Annotated in this window: 12 protein-coding genes and 2 pseudogenes; 5 read left to right on the plus strand and 9 right to left on the minus strand. The window is 60.0% G+C overall.

Features of this window, described 5'->3' with window-relative positions; genetic code table 11:
• Positions 1–103: 103 nt before the first annotated feature.
• Positions 104–1,684 (minus strand): ABC transporter substrate-binding protein, encoded by a 1,581-nt coding sequence (locus IVB27_RS24610; protein ID WP_247445760.1) that lies wholly within the window; start codon positions 1,682–1,684, stop codon positions 104–106.
• Between the two features lie 664 nt (positions 1,685–2,348).
• Here IVB27_RS24610 and IVB27_RS24615 point away from each other — a divergent pair.
• On the plus strand, positions 2,349–3,221 hold the full coding sequence (locus tag IVB27_RS24615) for an isocitrate lyase/phosphoenolpyruvate mutase family protein (RefSeq protein WP_345946915.1): 873 nt from the start codon (positions 2,349–2,351) through the stop codon (positions 3,219–3,221).
• 344 nt (positions 3,222–3,565) lie between these two features.
• Positions 3,566–4,474 carry a LysR family transcriptional regulator gene (locus IVB27_RS24620; protein WP_247282215.1) on the plus strand — a complete coding sequence of 303 codons (909 nt, stop codon included), beginning with the start codon at positions 3,566–3,568 and terminating at the stop codon, positions 4,472–4,474.
• A 272-nt stretch (positions 4,475–4,746) separates the two neighbouring features.
• Here the strand turns inward: IVB27_RS24620 and IVB27_RS24625 are convergent, their stop codons facing one another.
• From IVB27_RS24625 to repA, 8 genes and pseudogenes are all read right to left on the minus strand, one after another.
• Positions 4,747–6,303 (minus strand): porin, encoded by a 1,557-nt coding sequence (locus tag IVB27_RS24625; protein ID WP_247445762.1) that lies wholly within the window; start codon positions 6,301–6,303, stop codon positions 4,747–4,749.
• 267 nt (positions 6,304–6,570) lie between these two features.
• A pseudogene (locus IVB27_RS24630) lies at positions 6,571–6,975 on the minus strand (DNA-binding protein); the annotation flags it as partial.
• Positions 6,976–7,233: 258 nt separating this feature from the next.
• Positions 7,234–7,971 (minus strand): hypothetical protein, encoded by a 738-nt coding sequence (locus IVB27_RS24635; RefSeq protein WP_247445763.1) that lies wholly within the window; start codon positions 7,969–7,971, stop codon positions 7,234–7,236.
• Positions 7,968–8,534 carry a hypothetical protein gene (locus IVB27_RS24640; RefSeq protein ID WP_247445764.1) on the minus strand — a complete coding sequence of 189 codons (567 nt, stop codon included), beginning with the start codon at positions 8,532–8,534 and terminating at the stop codon, positions 7,968–7,970. Before IVB27_RS24640 ends, IVB27_RS24635 begins: the two co-directional genes overlap by 4 nt.
• Before the next feature lie 315 nt (positions 8,535–8,849).
• Entirely contained in the window at positions 8,850–9,077 is a 228-nt protein-coding gene (locus tag IVB27_RS24645; RefSeq protein WP_247445765.1) for a hypothetical protein, read from the minus strand.
• Between the two features lie 600 nt (positions 9,078–9,677).
• Positions 9,678–10,910, minus strand: a complete 1,233-nt coding sequence (gene repC, locus IVB27_RS24650; RefSeq protein WP_247445766.1) for a plasmid replication protein RepC — start codon at positions 10,908–10,910, stop codon at positions 9,678–9,680.
• Positions 10,911–11,173: 263 nt separating this feature from the next.
• Complete coding sequence (repB, locus tag IVB27_RS24655; protein WP_247445767.1) at positions 11,174–12,190, minus strand: plasmid partitioning protein RepB; 1,017 nt, start codon at positions 12,188–12,190, stop codon at positions 11,174–11,176.
• Complete coding sequence (gene repA, locus IVB27_RS24660) at positions 12,190–13,392, minus strand: plasmid partitioning protein RepA (RefSeq protein WP_026233724.1); 1,203 nt, start codon at positions 13,390–13,392, stop codon at positions 12,190–12,192. Before repA ends, repB begins: the two co-directional genes overlap by 1 nt.
• 1,521 nt (positions 13,393–14,913) lie before the next feature.
• Here repA and IVB27_RS24665 point away from each other — a divergent pair.
• The 3 genes and pseudogenes from IVB27_RS24665 to IVB27_RS24675 form a co-directional block, all read left to right on the plus strand.
• Positions 14,914–15,183: a hypothetical protein gene (locus IVB27_RS24665; protein WP_247445769.1), complete on the plus strand. Its 270-nt coding sequence runs from the start codon at positions 14,914–14,916 to the stop codon at positions 15,181–15,183.
• 508 nt (positions 15,184–15,691) lie between these two features.
• Positions 15,692–16,870: an RHE_PE00001 family protein gene (locus IVB27_RS24670; protein ID WP_247445770.1), complete on the plus strand. Its 1,179-nt coding sequence runs from the start codon at positions 15,692–15,694 to the stop codon at positions 16,868–16,870.
• Positions 16,871–17,799: 929 nt separating this feature from the next.
• Positions 17,800–18,032: pseudogene (locus IVB27_RS24675) on the plus strand (cell wall hydrolase); the annotation flags it as partial.
• Positions 18,033–18,089: the final 57 nt, after the last annotated feature.

An 18,089-nucleotide genomic window follows, 5' to 3' on the forward strand; every position in this document is an offset into this window, starting at 1 on the left:
GACGCGGCTGCTCCTCGCGGGCGGCGTCGTAGGGATTGCGGGAGCCGGGCAGCCCACGTGGTGGAGCTGCGCGCAAGCGGAGGAACGCGTCATTCATCCTGAATCAGGTCCGGATCAAGGCGCTGTTGAATGGGCCGAAATTGAGGTCGAGCGTCAGCCCCGGCAACCAGGGTATGTCGCGCCGCTTGCCATAGAACTGGCCGGACACATGCAAAATCACACAGGGCGGATCGACCTCATTGATGATCTCGAGCATGCGGCGCACGATTGGACGGCGCTGCTCGGGCTCAGCGGTCTCCTGGAGCTGCGCGCCCAAGGCGAAATATTCCTCGTTCTTCCAGACCCCGACCGACTTCGGCAGGGCGCCGCTGGGGCCGTATTCACGCCAGGGATGGCCGAGATGATCCAGAAACAACGCCGTGTTGGAGGTGTCGAAGATCGCCCGCACCGGCTGGCGCTGAACTTGGGCAAAGTTTTCCATCATCTCGATTTTGACGTTCAGGCCGACTGCACGCCACATCTCGATCATGGTTTGCGCGCCAGAGATCTGATTGGGGTAGTAGTTGTTGAGGAGCCGATAAATGATCGGCTCTCCTTTGTAGCCCGCCGCAGCGACCAGCTCCTTGGCCTTGTCGGGATCATAAAGCAGCGCGGGGAAATCCTCGATGTAGCCGTGGCCATAGCTCGCGAGTTGATAGCCATTCGGAATCGGCAGACGGTTTGCCCACAGGCTCTCGATCAAGAGCTTGCGATCGAGCGCAAGGCTCATCGCACGGCGGATCCGCACATCTTTCAGCACTGGATCGTTCTGGTCGAGCACGAGCGAGCGGATATTCTGTACTGGCCCGCCCGAGATCTGGAGATCGGCGCGCTTCTCGATACGCTCGAATTGATCGGGTGGGATGTCAGTGATGATGTCGAGCTCGTTGGCAAGAAGGCCGTTCACGCGCGCGGAAAGCTCGGGAATAATGCGATATTCGACGCCCTCAAATGGTGGCCGTCCGCCCCAATATGCATCGTGCGCAGTCAACGTGACATGGATGTCGAGCTTGTGATTGACGAGCTTGTACGGGCCGCTCCCTACAGGAGCTGCCGTCCAGCGCTCCCACGAGCCCGCGGCGATGAACGCGCGCTTGCTGACGATCTCCGCTCCCCAGGAGGCCAGACGCTGCTCAAGCAGCGCGTCGTTCCCTTTGGCGTGGACAATGACCGTATAGGGATCGACGATATCCACTCTGTCGAGCCGGTCCAGCGACTGCAGCGCATCGGACATTCCGCTGCGGCCCGGTCCCAACAGGTGGTCGGGCCCCAGGCTAAAGGCGACATCTTCGGCAGTCAGCGGGCTTCCATCATGGAACGCCACGCCTTTGCGCAGGAACAGCCGCAGCGACTGCGCATCGACTCGCTCCCAACGTTCGGCCAATGCCGGCCGCAGCGCCATCCCATTGGTGTGGTCAAAGGCAATGAGGCTCTCAAACAGCTGTGGCATGATCCGCCGAATGGCGGTGTCGGTTGCGATGACTGGGTCAAACGTGCGGGGAAAGCCGGACATGCCAACTCTTAATCGCCGCCGGGCTGGTTTCTTGCCGTCGCTCTCAGCCCAGACGGCGCTCGCGGTCGGCAACAAACCTGCTGCGACCGCACCAGTCAAAGCCTCTCGCCGTGTCAGATGGCTGCGGGTCATCACCGTCTCCCGGAATTCGCTTCAATCAGTACGGAACGCATAGCCTTGACCTTGCGGCGATCAGCAGATCCTCGCAGCGGTCGAAAGCTAGCATCGCTGATCTCGTGCTTGCCAAACGTGTCCGACGTTAGAGCCGCGAAATGCTACGCTGCGATGACATTCATCGACTAAGTCGATGTTCACGTGAGCAGATGAGATGACATGCGGCTTCCGGGCAGAGAACGGTGCCTCCTCGGAACTGGGTCGCTCCCGGTTGGGCTGAGGACGCTGCCCAACTAAAACGTCATCAGCGCTCTCACTGTTAGCGCAACCAACATGGTCTCGAGTGATCAAGTGTCGCGCGGAAACGATGTCCCCCCTAGCTTCTTGACCAGCTCTGAGGTGCAACGAGACACGACGCCATCATCGAGATGGTTGATCATTAGATCGCAAGAATGCGATCACACCATTGGTCGGCCCGCTTAAGAGCAATTAGAAACCGGCAAGATTTCCGCTTTTCACTTAGGTGCTGACTCTTGTCTCTCGTTTAAGACCGACTCAGATGTCGTCCGTCCCTCAAAAAGCCAAGATCATGACCGCTGGCGCGGCCCAATTGCGCGATCAGGGCGCCGAGGTGACCCCGCTCAGTGAAGGCCAGCCGAATCTGCGAAAGAAGGATTGTCCGATGTCCTCCATCAAACGCCTTCGTACTCGCCTGGACGAGACCAGTCTCATCCATGTCATGGCCGCCCATAGTCCTCTTTCGGCTCTGCTGGCCGAAGAGGCCGGGTTCGATGCTTTGTGGGCATCGGGCTTCGAACTCTCCGCGCTTTACGGTCTGCCCGATATGAGCCTGATCTCGATGACCCAGCATCTCGACATGCTGCGCTCGATCGCTGGACGCACGACGCTGCCGATCATCGCTGACATTGACACCGGTTATGGCAATGCAATCAACGTGATCCACGCCGTTCACGAATACGAGCGAGCTGGCGCCAGCGCTGTGGTAATCGAAGACAAAACATTTCCGAAAGTGACGAGCCTTATGGCTGGCGGACGCCAGGAACTGCTCCGCATCGAGGAGTTCCAGGGCAAGATCGAGGCCGCTGTTGCGACAAGACGGGACCCAAATTTTCTCGTGATCGCCCGCACCGAAGCCCTGATTGCGGGCCTTGGCGAAACGGAAGCTCTGCGCCGAGCAAACGCTTACGAAGAGGCCGGCGCCGAAATGGTGCTAATCCATTCGAAAAAGAAGGATGCATCAGAGATCGAAAGCTTTTCGCGCGCCTGGGGCGGATCGGTGCCGCTAGCGATCGTGCCGAACGCGTACCCGGATCTCGACGCCGAGCGGGTCAAAGCACTCGGGAATATCCGCGTAATGATCTACGGCAATTACGGTATCCGCGCTGCTGCAACTGCGATGAGAGAGACCTTCCGCCGAATCATTGCCGATGGCGGCGTCCAGAACGTCCACAAGGATATTCTGCCGGTCGAAGAGATTTTCGACCTCCAGAACGTGGATAGCGTCAAGGCGGCCGAAGCTCGCTTCCTTCGCTAGATCTCTTGTCCAAGACGGCGTCATTGCGTCTGAGCTCTGCTCGGGCGCAGTTTTTGCTGTTCGACAATTGCTGTAAACGCCCCTCTCCTACCGCGCAAAGAGCGATCACGCCAGCCGATTTAACGGCACGATTTCGTCGCGCCTTTGGAAACCAATGTGCGCACCTAGAAGTGAGCTCGTTCGCACGGATTGCACCGCGTCCGAGCGAAATCGCTTTCGCGCGCGACCTGCAGTTGGTATCTAGTAACCCGGCTACGATCATCGAATAATGTGATGGACTATTGGTTTCTGGCAATGCCCTCCTGCGAGAACTGACGGGCATGCCCGAAATTCCGGAGCACAAAATGGCTACCGAAACGGATGAAGTGCCACTCAATGCGATCCGGGTATTCGTCACAATTGCGCGCGAGGGAAGCGTAACCCGCGCGGCTAGCGCCTTGCGAATGACCCAGAGTTCGGTCAGCCGCTACCTCGCCGTGCTGCAGGAGTATCTGGGCAGTGACCTCATGCAGCGTCGCGGCCGGCGTAGCGAATTGACGGAATTCGGACGGCTTTTTGCGAACACGGTTGCAGAACCGCTAGATACCGTTTGCTTCACCGCTAAGAGAATGCGCCGACGGAATCGTCGAGACACCAATCGGATTGTAGTCCGCACGTCACTCTCGACTTTCGCTTACGCCTTTCTGATTCCAAATCTACAAGCTTTTTCTAATGAAATGGGCGGCGTAGTTGTGGATGTGATTAGCTCACTTTCGCAACCGACGTCGTCCGACGATTACGACATTTTGATCACACGGGATCTTTCCGTAATCGAGCCGGCAGATGATTGGGAAATCTACAACGAGCAACTCGTATGTGTGGGCTCACCAAATCACGTCGATGGCAAGAGCCTCCCGGTTGTTCGCACAGTACCCATCCTGAACATCACATCCCGGCCTGACATAATGCCGACTTGGCTGCGGGCCATGAACCTGACCCCAAAGGATATAAAATCGGGAGCGCGATATGATCACAATTACCTGGCCCTGCCGGCGGTGATGACGGGCAAATGTCTTCTGGTCGCACCCGAAATCATTGTAAGTGACCTGGTACGTGGCGGAGCTCTCAATGTGATTCCACGATCGCGCACTCCCAGCGGCATGCAGTATCGCGCCTATGCTGTCGACCGAGGCGATAATCCCGAAATGTCTCGCGCTTTTTGCCGGTGGCTCGTCCGTCTTTGTAAGAAGACCGCCCTTGCGGAGACGGCATAAGATTGTCGCAGCAGCATTCCAACTTGCTTGAAGATCTCACCAGCACCCGCTTTTCTTGAAGGTGGGAGCAAAGCCTACAACGACGACGCTCGGCCCTTCGTCTGGACCAAGAAAAAGGGTCCTTCAACGCCGTTTGAAAGCCGCCGTATCATTCAGCCCTGATTTAGATACTATTTGCAGAAGGCCCCCGGCGGGCATGCCGGAGGCCTCCTTGGAGGTTTTCTTCGTTCTTTGAGCCTCTCTTTTCTCCTTCCGCTGGTTTAGACAGAGCCTCACCAGTTCCGCTGAGCCCGCAAGAGCAGGGTCAGCGTGCTCTGATCTTTCAATTCGTAGAGAGCCGCCGGCTTGGCGACCGCAGACTGCACAGGCAGTGTCACTGTACTTCCGCTCGTGTACTTTTGGTCGAGCATGGTGTAGGCGAGATCCGCCGTGAAGGTTAGGTTCTTGACCGGCGTCCAGCGCGTAACGACGCCGACAACCCCATAGTTGAAATCAGGATTACAGCCAGCATTGCCGCTCGACAGCGCAAGGTTGGCGACGAATGCGCCGCAGATGTAGCCCTTGGCAGTGCCGTTATACCGAACGGCGCCCCAGCCGCCGTAGATGGCACTATTCCAATGAGGATCCCAGTTGTGGGTGTAACCAGCATGGAAGCCGTACGTCTTGGTTAGCTCCTGGCCCGCACCGGCAACGAACACGGAGTCAGACAAGCCCGCCAGGCCGACGCTCTGATAAGCACCTGCCAGCCCCGTGCCGCCGTACATCGCGTAGGTGGTTGGCATCAAATCGTTGAAGTTGTAGCGGGTCGCGCCGTTGGTATAAGCGCCTGACACGTTGATCGTGTCACCGGCTCCGGTCGGGATGTTCTTGATTGACAAGGCCAAAGCAGCAGCCCAGCCCCACTTGTCGTTCGGATGCCCGGTCGCTTCGTCGCCACCGTAGTACCCAGCATGGTTGTCGTGCGCCGCGAACGACGCCTGGAAGAGACCCCACGCCTGGTCAATACGAACCATCGCGACGAGGTCTGGAGACGATGAACCGCCGATGTTGTTAGTACCGTACGCACCGGTGGCGAGAGCGGCCGCCGTTGCTCCACTTACATTCCAGATATTGGTCGTACCGTAGGCTACCTGATCCTGGGCTGAGAAAGCGGCCGTGATGCCTTGTCCGAAGTCAGCGGTATAGGTGAACTGGTTCACGCCGGTGACCCATCCGCCGCCGCCCGGAAGATCATCGAACTCGTTGCCTGGATAGTTGGTCCAGGGCGCCGAGAACTGTGAGACGGCCTTACCCATCGTAAAGCCTGCGAACTGGATAAAGGCGGAGTAGACGCCGAGCGAACCACCAGCGACCTGTGAAGCCGTCGACGTTGTATAAGCGGTCGCCCCATTGACGGCGCTCGTGCCGGCGCCGGTATAGCCACCCGACGTCCAGGTGAACACGCCCGAGAAATAGGTGCGAACGAGGCCGTACTCAGTCGCGGTGCGCGTGTCGATGCTCAGTCCTTCACGAGCGCGCCAAGTGTAGCTGTTGCTTAGACGGTTGCGTGCTCCCGCTACGCCATTGGCGGCCGGGTCAAAATCGCTGTTGCTATTCGCGACAAAGTCAGTGCGCAGATATCCGCCAAGCTTGATGCAAGTGTCCGAGCCAGGGATGTAGTAGAAGCCGGCGCCGTACAGTGAGCAAACCTTCACGTACTCCACTGCTCTGGCTTTAATTGGCAGGTCAGCAGCTTGTGCCCCACTCGACGCGAGAGACGCCGCCGCAAGAGTCAAAACAATATTCTTGCTTGTTCGAAGTAAGCGAAAGTTCGTTTCTGAGAGTGTCATTGTCCCTATCCACTGGAGGTCAGCATTTGTGCGGCCGACGCAGTATCGTTGGGACGCAATCGTTTGGTGACGGAGATCAAGTAATCCGATGGCAGGTTCGGATTTCACGATGGATCACATGAGAACTGGAGTCATCCCATCGACTTCTCGGCCGCAAGATGCGTAGGGCTAAGCGCGTGTTGCTGCGCAGGTCCAGGCGAGCGGTCGGATGCCACCCAGCGACAAAGCGCTGAGCTGTCGTACTGGCCGATGAGCTTCGCACCCTAGGAGCTCGATCCACTTCCAGCCTTCGGCGGCGATCGTTTCCGCCTCTGCCTTTCGCTTCTCAGCGACCAGACCGTCGAGCAGAGCGACGTCCTCGAGCCAACCGCCGTCGTCGGACTGGAAGGGGTTGCGCAGCACCACACCACCGGCCGCCTCATAGGCATCTAGGCCAACAAACATGGCGCGACGGTCGGAGGCGCGCACCGACTTCTCCGTCAGCATGCGGCGGATCTGATAAGGCTCTTTCTGCCAAGAGCCGGAGATGGTCTGCCAGACCTGCTCCTGGTGGCCGTGATCCGCGGTGACGGCGAAGGCCATCAACTGCTCGAGCGACATGCCCTCGTCGGCATAGACCTCGAGCAGCGCGGGCGAAACCGAGGCGAGTCGCAGGCGTTGGTTCACCACGTTGGGCGAGCACTTAGCTCACGCTGTCTCGCGGAAATCGCCGAACTGCGATGAGTGCGGCGCAATTGCCGGCTGAGGCTTTCTGCCATTGCGGCTTCGTCTGTGGCGACGCACCAGTCTACGACATCGCGGATAATCTGGCGGGCAAGGTCACCGCTTGTTGGGGCAGAGGTTGAACCGTCGAGAAGGAGACATAACACGGCATCGGCGCGCACTCCGACTCCGCCGCAATCGGGGTTATCGCGCGTCCTCTTTCCTTGCTCACTGCGCCCTTTGATCTCCATTCCCCTCTTGCTCGCCAGCATCGCTCTGGCTTATGGCGACAAAGCGCTCTCGTACAATATCGACCCGGCCTTCAGGTCCCTTGATATTGCCGTCGAGAAAATGATCAAAATCCTCATGACCTAAGAGCGCTTTGAACTTCTCTGCAATGTAGCAGCGAACATCATCGTCTGCGTTTTGGATTTCAGCCACGAGTTCCTCTCGCCCGTCAACGACGAGAAGGATGTCCTCGATGTCACGGCTGCCTAGGAGATCGTCGTTGCCGCGGCCGAGATATGCTTCCAACTTTGTCGCCACGAACAGTTCCGGCGTGAGGCGCTTGATGTTCAATGTCTCGTTCAGGTGACACGTGACCGCCGTCCCGATGCCTTTGGCGTACCAGCGATTGCTAAAGCCGAGAATGCTTTCATCATCCGGCATGAAATCGACTTTGAGGTCGCCGAGCCGCATGCGGCAAATGACCTCGTCTTCCGGAGATTCCACGAACCCCTTCTGACGCAACTGGTCTTGCAGTTGAGCCCATTGCGCATGCCCGACGAGATCAACGATCAGATCCACGTCATCGGTTGCCCGAACGCCTTCGAGCACGATCTCGTCCGTAATGAAAAGGGCTGTTGTGCAACCGCCAACAAACACCAGCCGCTCGCGCAGTTCATCTCCCAAAGACTGCGCGACCGTTTGCAACATATGAAGCAATTGGCCTTTAACGGTGGTCATTTTCTGAGAAGCCTTTCCGATAAACGCTCGGCCGCGAGCCCAGCCTCCCTTTGATGTCCAAGCCTGACACCATCGATAAGGGCCAGATACTCGTACAGGCGATCGTCTTTTTGAATGGCCTGGGGTACGCTTTTAAACAGCGGGTCTACCGCCTGCCCCATGTCCTTGCCTTTGGCGTACGGCCAGACGTAAATGTACTCTCCTGCGCTGATCAGAAGATTTTTAAGCGGGGCGGCCGCAAAGGCGGTGGGGATGCCCCGGGTCATCGCACCCGGTTTAGCCGGGAAAACGAACTTCAATCCGTGCACCACGAAATTATAGAGATTGCGGCGGTTGGGCTTTGCCTGGCCGGTTTCCCGATCTTTGACCGCAAGTCCCGACGAAACGCTCCGGTTGATCGAAGCATTGACCTCTGTCTTGCTGATACCAAGGGCTGACTCCAGGCTGCGTACTGAGTACGGGTCATCGTTATGCGCAGCCTCCACAAGATGCGCGTCGCCCTCATTTTTGGCCTGCTCAAGGCTCACGAGCTTCAGCAATATAACAACGTCTTGACTTTTCATGCAGATTCGCTCTCGTCCGTTGTCCTAGGACAAAGGACAGTAGACCACAAGGGGTCTTCGGATCAAGATCGAACGTACCGCGTTGTGGCGCCCGTGTGGATTTCCAGCAATACATCTAGCGCGGTTTGCGTGCCGTGCGCGGCGATCATAGAGACGGCTCCGGATGCCCCGTTGTAGGAACATCGGGCGACCACTCTCTCGAGAAATGAAAGCGGCAGAAGATGCTGTCTTTCACGTAACGTCGTCGTGCATGCCCAACGTGTGCTGCCGTGTCAGAATCTAGAAGATCGATATCATTCGAACCAAGCACCTGCTTCAATCTCCGCTCGATCGCCGACAACGCGTCCTGGGATCCAAATCGCGCAATCCCTCGGCAAAGTTTAGCCCGTCGACCGGTTCATAGTCTTCCATGGCTGTCCACTTCTCCAGCAGCGGCAGGAAGAGGTCAGCGCCCTGGTGCAGCGGCGCAGCATCGATCACTCCTCCCTCGAACATGTCCATTTGAAAAAGGGCTGTCATTCCAAGCACGATGCTGCTGGTCAATCCCGCCCTATTCGATGGAGAGAAAGTGCGTTCCTTGAGGCGTCGTATCGTTCCGCTTAAGATAGGCAGGTACTTGCCTCGCCTTGGAGATCTTCTGCGAGGCTGTACGTAGATCGATACTACTGGTGCTCCGGAGGAGGTTGAGAACGTTGCCGGCCTGACTGCCGGCCGTCGAAGGAAAACCGCACCCACTCGCATCGAGCGGAACGGTCCGTGGATCGCGGCACCGATCTCGTCTCTTCATTAGCCTCTCTCCAGAAGCTCCTCAAAAAGACTGTCGCTGCTCGGCTGCGGTTGGAGGCGACCGTCTAAGTTGCACCAGACGCGAAAGTCTGTTGTCCCGGAACAGCGTGCTCGACCATCTCCCATCCAACGGGATTAGCGCCCCCAAGGCTCGGCCCCCCGTCCGCGAACCGCGCCACCTCCATCCGCCGCTCAGCGGCGCCTCCATGACGAGGCTGGAAAAACAGAGTGAGGATCGGGTGGTGTTTTGCCATGACGATCCCTGCGAACAGCTTTGCGTCGACACCGCCGCAGCCGGTTGGACTGGCCTCTTCGATCCACGAGAAACGAACGGTTTAGGGGCGGCGCCTCATCGCCTCACGCCCGCTGCTTGTCTCGCCGGCGAGAATTGATCTGCGCCATCAGGATCGGGCCAAGCGAAAATTCGCCGACCTCGGCTTTTCGCGTCAGTCCGCGCAAATAACCGCCGGCGGAATTGATCGCCGTCCCGCGCTGCAGGATACACGCGACGACGATGGCCGCGGGCACCTCGCCCATAACCTTTTGAGCCTCCTCCCAGGCGCTCGGACTGATCCCCAGCATCGATCGCACAACGGCCGCGGTAGCGAGGAAATCGCGCCAGTTCGAAACCCCACCCTTCGCATAATCGACCATGTCGGGGCACGCACTCAGAACCATTCCTAACGGATATGTCCCCTCCCCGACTCGCGACGGTTGAGGCTTGGGCTCAGCTCCCGCCGCCCTGCCTTCTCGGAAGACAGGTTCAAGATCAATTGGGGTATCTGGATTTGAAGTCTGTATGTGGCGCTCAGAATGGGACTCATTGGCGCTTGGATTCTTGGATTTGATGTGTTCTTCTAGAAGATTGAACACGTCGTCGGCAAGCTGAGACAACTCGTCGGCGATCGGCTCGAGCTCCTGGCGCGTAGCCGTGCGCGGAATCTGATCGACGATCGCGCGGAAGGCAGCGTGCACAACCTGCCAATCGGCAGGCCCCTGCCCTCCCCTTCGCGTCGGAACCGCTTCCTCGATGCCAGTTGCAATCATCTTCGCGATGTCGCGCCGGCACAGCGTGATGCGCTCTCGTACCAGCTTGAGTGCGCGGGCCTCGGCTTCGATATCGGCTGCCAGGCTCTCGAACTCCTCCGAGCGCACGACCAGCGGCGACAGATCGAAGCCGAAGGCGAGCTCGATGTCGCCGGCATTGTCCTTCCGCGCATACCGCTTGCCATTGGGACTGTCGCGCCGAACGATCAGGCCCGCGTCGACCAGCACGGAGAGGTGACGTCGCAGCGTTGACGCTGGCATGCCGTGCGCCCGCCGACTGAGTTGATGATTGGACGGGAAGACAATCAGATCGCCTGCCCCCGTCAGTGCGGTCTCGGGATGGAACGTTAAGAGCGCGTTCAAGACCGAGAGCGAGCGCTCCGACACGCCAAGGCGCGGCCGTGCCGTGCAGATGGCGTGGAAGATCTTCCACTTATGGACGATCTTTTCGGGCGGACGTTCGGTTGCGACCATCTGGCTTGCCACATGGGCAAGCGTCAACGATCGCCGCCCAAAGGGCGTCGTTGGGGAGTGTGACTGCATGTCTTTGCCTCATGCGGGCAAAGAAAATCCGCTCACCAAAACGGTGCCGTCGCTAAAGACGCTTGACTGCGATTCGTGAAAGTGATTCTCTGTCAGTCGCCAAACGTGACGAGAGAAGGCTTTCGGACGGAGACGTTCCGGGGGCCTTTTTTCTTTTCCGCTATGCTCCTACGGTGAGAGGACGGAAACGCGGGTACGCATCGCGCTGCCCGACCGTGTGAGGTCCAGGCAGCGCCATATCCAAAGCGGCAAGACGCCCGATGTCACTCATCGGTGCCTCCATCGAGAAATGCCCGGTAGAGTTCCGGCAGCCGCGAAATCACAAAGTCTCCAAACGCAGGCGCGGCCTTTTCATCTACAGCTAGCGTGATGCGATCTGCGCGACGTTCAATCTTTACGATCTTTTTGCCTCCGTCGTCCGCCCAGGTTGTCGGCCGTGCAACTTTGGGCTTGCGGGGCGCCAGCGCGGCGAAAGTTATCGCGAACCGTTCATCGGAAGTAGCGCGCACAAACCGATCGCTGGCAACACTGTCGGCCAATACCTTTTGGTCGTGGCGACCTACAAGCCGCTCTGCCAACTCCATCCAGCGCCGGCGGCCGGTTTTTGGCGCTGGCCCGATTGCATCGAGTAGGCTCCGGGGAAGGGCTCGCGCGACCGTGATGAGGCGGGAGAGCTCCGTCTTGTCGACGCTGAGCGCCGCCATGATGATCTCGCGCTTGAATCCACGATCCTCGAGCGCGGCGGCGTAAGTTGCCCGCTCAATAAAGGACAGATCCTCCCGCTCACCATTCTCCTTGCCTTGTGCCACCACCAGGTCTTCGTCGCTAAGGTCGCGGACCACGGCCCGCGCAGGGCGGCCAAGTTCGGCGAGCGCACGAACGCGACGATGGCCATAGGCAATCTGAAACCGGCCCGGGCTGGACGGATGCGGGCGAAGGAGGATCGGCACCAACTGCCCATTGGCGCGGATCGATTCAACGAGGCCAGAGTGCTTCTCGTCCACGCTCGTCATACGATCGGGAACGATCGAGGCGTCAATCAAATCCGGGGCGATCTCGATGACGGTTTGACCGGTGGTGAGTTGCTCGGTCAAGGCCTTGGCGGCGTCGCGCTCCGCGGACAGCATCTCGAGTGAACGGCTCATGGCGCCGACAGCCCCACGCGACCCGAGTGTTGGCTGGGTTGGTCTGCGATTGTCGCTGGGCTCACCTGACGGTTGTTCGTTGACCGCGGTCAACTTGTCATCGATGAGATCAGCAAGCAGGTTTTTTCGACCCATTAGGCCCTCCCCCACGCAGCCTGGATGAGGCTTTGGATTTCGCCATTGACGCTGTCCAGCGATTCCATCGCACGGTCGTAGGTAGCGCGCGTGAACTGATCTCGGCTAACCTCATAGAGCGTTTGCTTCGTGATGCCGGCGTCTGAGATCGCCGTACTTTTCAGCATCATGTTCGTGACCATGCGGTCGCCAAACAGCGAGCGCATAAAGCCGACCATTTGGGCCTGCGGTCCATCGCCGGGCTCATAACGCGTGACGAGATAGCGCATCCAATCGTAATTCATGTTGCCGCCGGCCTTGGCGACGACCGCAAGAAGGTCGGATGTCATGATTAGAAATTGGCACATCGACATGACATCGAGCATTTGCGGATGCACAGGGATCAGAATTGCCGTTGCTGCGCAGAGCGCAGAAAGCGTGAGAAATCCGAGTTGAGGCGGACAATCGATCACGACAATATCGTAGCGGTCCTGGACCGTGGCGAGGGCACGGGCAACGCGGGCGAAGAACAGCGGGTCACCCGACTGGCGTGCCGCTAGCGCTTTCGGGGTTTCATGTTCGAATTCCATCAGTTCGATGTTGCCGGGAACGATGTCGAGTCCCGAAAAGTAAGTCTGCCGAATGATCTCATTCAGTTCGCGACGCGCATCGTCGTAGCGGATGGCGCCGTACAGAGTTCCGTTTTCCTCGACATCAAACTCTGGCTGATAGCCGTGCAGCGCGGAGAGCGAAGCCTGCGGATCCAGATCGATCGCCAGCACTCGATAGCCCTGCAAGGTGAGATGTTGGGCGAGATGCGCGGCCGTGGTGGTCTTCCCCGACCCTCCCTTGAAATTAACGACCCCAATGACTTGCAACTGTTCGCCCGCGACGCGATACGGTCGGTATCGGCGCGCGCCCTTGCCGGATTCATCGAGATAAGCACGAAGACTTTGAATATCGTCGAATGTGTACGACCTTCGACCCGATGGGCTGGTGTCCGGCTGAGGGCCCCTGCCCTCCAGCGACAATTGGCGGAGGTAGCCGTCATTGATGCCGACGAGCTTAGCGACTTCGCCAGATGTAAAGCGGCGCAGATGCTTGCGTGCTTTTGGCGGGAACAGCTTCGTTCGGTGGGCGTGCAGCTTCGCCGACAGTTCCCGCGCGTCTGCCGCGATCGTGTCGTGGATCGCCTGCGGCGCGCCAGGCGTGATTGACGCCATCGCTTGTTGGTCGTTCAGGGCCACGGCTTTCTCGCGTAGTTACGAATTTCGGGTACACGGCATGCGCAAAGCGTGGCTATTACGCCCGATTCTGGCCGGTCTCGCAACAGTTAAAGGGTAAACCAATCCTTAACGGTCCGAATCGGGCCACGGGTAGTTTAAAGTTGACCGCGGTCAACTCTCGGCACGTTGCCTGCACGGCTGCTGCGGGTCCAAAGGCGCCGCTCTTAAACCGAAGTTGACCGCGGTCAACTTTCTCCAGTCGTCCCGACGCAGTTCCCACATTCGACTCGCGCTCGAACTCTAGCACCGCCCCATTCGGATCAAAACTCAGCGTTGGGCCCTGGCGCGCTCCGCTCAGCCGCAACCGAACATCCGCTGCGGGGCGCTAGACCGTGCAGACGCGAAGGATGGCAGGTCGGAAGGATGGCAGGTCGAGAGTCCCGCGACCCGTTACGAGCAAGTCGTCCAGCGCATCACCAGATGCGGGCGCTTGCGTTTGCACCGACTCGTGGCGTGCTGGCTTGGAATAGCGAGCCGACCCGGCGAGCGCTGCAGCGACGGAAAGTGCCCTCTTTCACCGCCGGCGCGCTCCCAGCCGCCGTTCCACCCTCGAAGCATGATCATCGGCTGCGAACATGTCGCGCTCGCACAGCACGACCGCGACGTCAGCCCGCATACCGTGACGATCAAGGGCTTTGGCGGACAGTCGGCTCCCAAGCGGCACAACACCCCGGAAGCAGTGCACCTCGCGCGGCAGGCGTTCGAGCTTAGGCACGGGGTTGAGGACCTGTTATCCCTCGGGTGTCCTATGCGGATCATCCGCCGTGCCATCCCGGGTTGCTTGGTCCCACGCGACTGGCGGGACTAAGACAGCAGCAGGGATGGAGGAGGGCACCGCGGCGCGACGGGCAAGAGGTAGACCGGAGCCGGTCGGGCGATCAGTGTCGCCGAAGCCGGTCTCGGCCAATCCAGTTCGGAAGGAACGGCATCTCTTCTCTTTCGCGGAACGGGCCACACCGCGTATCAACGACGGTGCAGCCCATTCCCGCTCGCAGCCGAGGGCGAATGCGCATGTGTCGGCGGAGGCTTCCAGTTACGCTGTTCCTTGGCGCCTTCCGCCACCATCGAGGTCGCACCGCGCCGAGGGTTTGCCCGCGCGGGTCTCGCACCGGTTGTCTTGAAACCACGCAGGCGCGGGCGCGGGCCAACGAGGCTGTTGTCGCCCGGGACGGATCGAAGTCAGCTAGGACGACATCGATAGAAGCAAAGCGCCGGCGCGCCGCGTGTCCGGAGACGGAAAGGGCCGGGGAGCGGGGGAGCGGAAGGATGGAAGAATAGGGGAGGCGTTTATCAGCCGTTAACCATAAAGTTCCAGTCAGCACCACAAAGAGCCGCACGTCGACCTGAGGCCGCCCGTCACTGGAAGGCCAGGGCGGTCCTACTAACGGGGCCTGCTCCCGTATTCCCTGTATCGGAATCACCTAGGGATGGTTGCGTCTAGAGGAGCATGCCATAGCCGTGCATATCGAGAATTCGCAGACCGAGGCGATGGCGCGGGAATTGACGGTGGTGGAAAAAGGTCCGCCTCACCCGAACAGTGCATCGGCACGCGCTCATGAGCTCGAGATCGAGCCGACGTCGTTTTCCTCGACCGTGGCGTCCAGTTCTGCCCGGATGTGCCAAAGGGGGGCAACTCCGCGGCGGACGGCCCACCAAAAGGAATCCGCGACGGCCTGTATGAGGAGATTCATCGGCGCATCGCCCTTCATCGCGCTCATCAGCGACTGAGACGAGGCACGCGAGCTATTGGCTCGCCTGCAGCAAATCGGAACGCGTCTGACGTCGCCGCAGGCCGTGGGGAAGGGGGGTGTCGTGGCGTCGGCACTAATCTTTGGGTCAGCGCCACCGCGAGGGGCTCGAAGATTAGCTAGCTGATGCTGATTGCCGCAGTCCCGGTGCAGCCTGAGACCGCACAGCTCGTTGGACGCCATTCTCCCTTTGGGCAAGGGCGGTCCGGCGGGCGTCAATTTCCGGGCCTGTTTTTACCTACGCTTCACCTTGCCTCCGCGAAGGCCGATTTTCGAGGGCGGCCTGCTTTGCCGGGTAGGGCACAGTCACCGGAAAGGTGCGGCTGGTCCGGAATACGGCCGGGGTTGGCACGAGTGGCGATTTGTGGTTGATCTAAAGCTTGGCGGTGGTGATTTACAGCGCTGCGCGTGCTGATCCCACTGCGGGGTCACCCGATCGATAAGGCCTGCTTATCGATAGCGAGAGGAGAGCGGGAACAGGTCTCGCTATGACGGAACATAAAGGTGTGTTAGGTTCCGTTTCGCCGTTTCCTCTTAAGGTTATCAAGGCCTTGTCTTCCGGCTACAAAATCGCCGATCCACTGCCTTGGGCTCAGCTCGCGGGGCCGCTTGCCGCGGCCGAGGATGCTGTCGCCCGCCTCGACGAGCGACTGGCCAAAAGCCCAATCCGTGACGGTGCGATCAGCCGAATGCACTTCGCCGACGCTTGCGCCACTCTGTGGCTTGACGGCGAACTTGTCCACCTCGATGACCTCGTGCTCCACGACGCCGGCATGGACGTCCGCGCCCCCACCCACGAGCTGACCCGGGCTCACGCCGTGCTGCGCGCCCGTCGGCGCATTGCCGACGCAAAGCCCAATTGGGCGCTGTCGGTTTCCGGACTGGCTGACCTTCGGGGCCGGGGTGAGCGAGAAGAGGTTGAGGAACGTCTCGGGCTCAACGAGGACGCAGAGCGGGACGCGGTGGGTTTCGACGGACCGCTTGGCGTCATGAACACCGATCTCCATCTGGCCGCAGCCTTCGCCGCGGTCGACGCCGCCAACGCCAAGGCGGAGCGCAGACTTGCCGACGAGCTTCGGTCGTGGCCAGAGCGGGACTCGCTCGTCTACGATCCGGACTGGGACGAGGACGGCCGCATCGATGACTGGCGCGCCGTCGTCGATGCGACCCGCAATTTGCCGCCGACTCTGGCGGCTACAATCGCCGCGGATGCTTGGGACGCGATTGAACCACTCGAGCACACGCCTTGGCTAGGGTGCCTGCTCGCAGCTAGCGTGTTGCGCGACCGCGGCAAGACACGCTGCTATCTGTTGTGCCTGCATGGCGGGCTGAAAAGCATCTCGCGTGAGCGTCGGCGGGCACGTGACGTCGCAGCGCGGCTGGTTGTGCAGCTAGAGGCGATGACGGCCGCCGCCGAGGCCGGCCTAAAGGACCACGACCGCTGGCTGATGACCAGAAACCTGCTGGCCCGAAAACTCACCGGCAGGCGCGCCACTTCAAAACTGCCGGCGCTCCTCGACTACGTGCTGACCCGGCCGATTGTCTCGTCCGGCATGATCGCGGCGGAGCTTGGGATCACGCCCCGTGCGGCCCAAAACCTCGTCGCCGAACTCGACCTTCGCGAGACGACTGGCCGGGGACGCTATCGCGCGTGGGGCATCCTGTAGAGCGCGAGCCGCAAGCAACGTGAATTCCGTGCAAAGAGCGTAATGGGCGAGCATTCGTGCGCCGCAGAACATCAGTGAGGCAGCACGGAGAACGGGATCCCACAACGCGTCGATGGATCGCCGCTGCCGCAGGTATTGAAAGAGTTGACGCGGATCCACACGCTGCTCGAGAAGCACTAGCGCGACATGCAGGACACCGAGTTTACGGTCGAGCAGGCAAGCTACAGATGCTTCGGACCCGCGGCGGCACATGCCGACTTCGTGGTGCTTCTTCGAGATCATGAAGGGCCTGCCGGTCACGATCGGGCTTCCGGGTACCCTTCATAAATTCCTGGGGAACACCGATGCGAGGTCGAGGGAGTGGCCGCACGACAATGGTGAGACAGTGGGAAACACAGCGAGTCCCTTATGATACGGGCGTGCAGGGCTTCTCACCACTCACGTTGACCGGATGTTTATCGTTACCATGAGCGGCGTTTACCAGTGCACGCGGTCGCTGCGTGGAACCACCTGTGTTCGCTTGCGTGCGCTGCACGCGCAACGCCGATTAACGCCCCAGCAATCTAAATTAGATACTCACGAGAAGCCTCGAATCGCACGGATGTACTGCGGTTCGATTTTTCTGGCGTAAGCGTAGCGTGCGCGTAGCGACTTGTGTGTTTGCGTACCCGTCCGAAGGGCGCGCGGTTAGCGTCCTTCGGCACTTGTCTCTGCATTTTCGCATCAACGCCAGGAGAGACCGGCAGTAGCACACCGCCTCTTCGCTGGCGCCTCAGCCGTTCGCGCGCCGCCGCTCGCAATCCCAATCGGTTCCAGGCCCGCGACGCTGCGCGCTCGCTGACGATTCAGCCGCTCGAACCGCTGAAGCAGGAAGCAGGCGGAAGCGCGCCAGAAACTCTGGAAGGCGATGCTGGTGGCCAGATCCGGCGCCCGAGGTCGGCAAGTCGACGCACTACCACGCGTAGTGGGTGCGTCCGTCCTGGGTGGCCGAGATGAAGAAGATGACACGAGCGCCGTCCACACCTTCTACCGGCCTTGCGCCTGGGGCGACGGCAGCGAGGAACCAAGCTGGGGCACCCCCGCGCAGACCGCCGTACTCTCCCCCCGCACTCGCCCAGGAAGCCAAGAGCTCGGCCGAGATGACGTGAGCGAACGGCGGTAACCTTTCTTATGTCCCCCGCTTGCGGGGAGACGTAAGATCGCTCTTGCGATGCGGGCG

The organism is Bradyrhizobium sp. 197 (assembly GCF_023073375.1).
In the GTDB taxonomy this organism is placed as follows: domain Bacteria; phylum Pseudomonadota; class Alphaproteobacteria; order Rhizobiales; family Xanthobacteraceae; genus Bradyrhizobium.

Bases quoted from the DNA above. Each gene is read 5' to 3' on its own strand.
- IVB27_RS24610 (WP_247445760.1), bottom strand. From the start codon at position 1,684: ATGACCCGCAGCCATCTGACACGGCGAGAGGCTTTGACTGGTGCGGTC.
- IVB27_RS24615 (WP_345946915.1), top strand. From the start codon at position 2,349: ATGTCCTCCATCAAACGCCTTCGTACTCGCCTGGACGAGACCAGTCTC.
- IVB27_RS24620 (WP_247282215.1), top strand. From the start codon at position 3,566: ATGGCTACCGAAACGGATGAAGTGCCACTCAATGCGATCCGGGTATTC.
- IVB27_RS24625 (WP_247445762.1), bottom strand. From the start codon at position 6,303: ATGACACTCTCAGAAACGAACTTTCGCTTACTTCGAACAAGCAAGAAT.
- IVB27_RS24635 (WP_247445763.1), bottom strand. From the start codon at position 7,971: ATGACCACCGTTAAAGGCCAATTGCTTCATATGTTGCAAACGGTCGCG.
- IVB27_RS24640 (WP_247445764.1), bottom strand. From the start codon at position 8,534: ATGAAAAGTCAAGACGTTGTTATATTGCTGAAGCTCGTGAGCCTTGAG.
- repC (WP_247445766.1), bottom strand. From the start codon at position 10,910: ATGCAGTCACACTCCCCAACGACGCCCTTTGGGCGGCGATCGTTGACG.
- repB (WP_247445767.1), bottom strand. From the start codon at position 12,190: ATGGGTCGAAAAAACCTGCTTGCTGATCTCATCGATGACAAGTTGACC.
- repA (WP_026233724.1), bottom strand. From the start codon at position 13,392: ATGGCGTCAATCACGCCTGGCGCGCCGCAGGCGATCCACGACACGATC.
- IVB27_RS24670 (WP_247445770.1), top strand. From the start codon at position 15,692: ATGACGGAACATAAAGGTGTGTTAGGTTCCGTTTCGCCGTTTCCTCTT.